Source organism: Paraburkholderia madseniana (assembly GCF_009690905.1).
GTDB lineage: Bacteria > Pseudomonadota > Gammaproteobacteria > Burkholderiales > Burkholderiaceae > Paraburkholderia > Paraburkholderia madseniana.
In genome coordinates this window covers 1-754 of the sequence record NZ_VOSW01000303.1, presented here as the reverse complement: position 1 = coordinate 754, position 754 = coordinate 1, and the positions used below count along the sequence as shown (strand labels likewise).

1 protein-coding gene and 1 pseudogene are annotated in these 754 nt (G+C 66.2%); both read left to right on the top strand.

The genetic code is table 11. The features are described from left to right. Nucleotides 1–185: pseudogene (locus FSO04_RS45930) on the top strand (IS21 family transposase); the annotation flags it as partial. Further along, a partial coding sequence (locus FSO04_RS45925; protein WP_154568031.1) for an ATP-binding protein occupies nt 178–754 on the top strand: 577 nt, incomplete at its 3' end. The pseudogene FSO04_RS45930 and the gene FSO04_RS45925, both read left to right, overlap by 8 nt.

Below are 754 nucleotides of genomic sequence, written 5' to 3'. Positions count from 1 at the left end.
AGGCGCCGCCCTCCGGGCGCGTGAGCGTCGAGCATGTGGTGAACGTGCTGTCGCGCATGCGCAGCGTGCAGATGCCGCCGAAGATCGATACTGCGCTACAACTGACGACACCGCCGCTGGCCGACACCTCGCGCTACGACGGGCTGCGCCCGGCACTGCAACAGCCGGAGGCCGGTCATGCGTGATCTGATTGTCGAACTCAAACACTTGCGGCTGCACGGCATGGCTGCCGGCTGGGCCGAACTGCTCGAACAGGTGAATGTCGAGGCGGCGTCTTCGCAATGGCTGCTCGAACGGCTGTTGCAGGCCGAGGTCGCGGATCGGGCCGTGCGTTCGGTCAGCCACCAGATGAACGCGGCGAAGTTCCCGGTGCATCGCGACATCGCGGACTTCGACTTCGATGGCTCGCCGGTCGACCGTCAGCTCGTCACGCAACTGGCCGGCATGACGTTCACCGAGGGCGCGCACAACCTGGTTCTGGTCGGCGGCCCGGGCTCGGGCAAGACGCATCTGGCGACCGCCATAGGCGTGTCCGGCATCATGCACCACGGCAAGCGGGTGCGCTTCTACTCGACCGTGGATCTGGCCAACGCACTGGAGCAGGAGAAGGCGCAGGGACGCGCCGGGAGGATCGCGGCGAGCCTGCTTCGCCTCGACCTGGTCATTCTGGACGAACTCGGATATCTGCCCTTCAGCCAGGCCGGCGGGGCGTTGCTATTCCACCTGCTGAGTCGCCTGTACGAGCATACAAGCG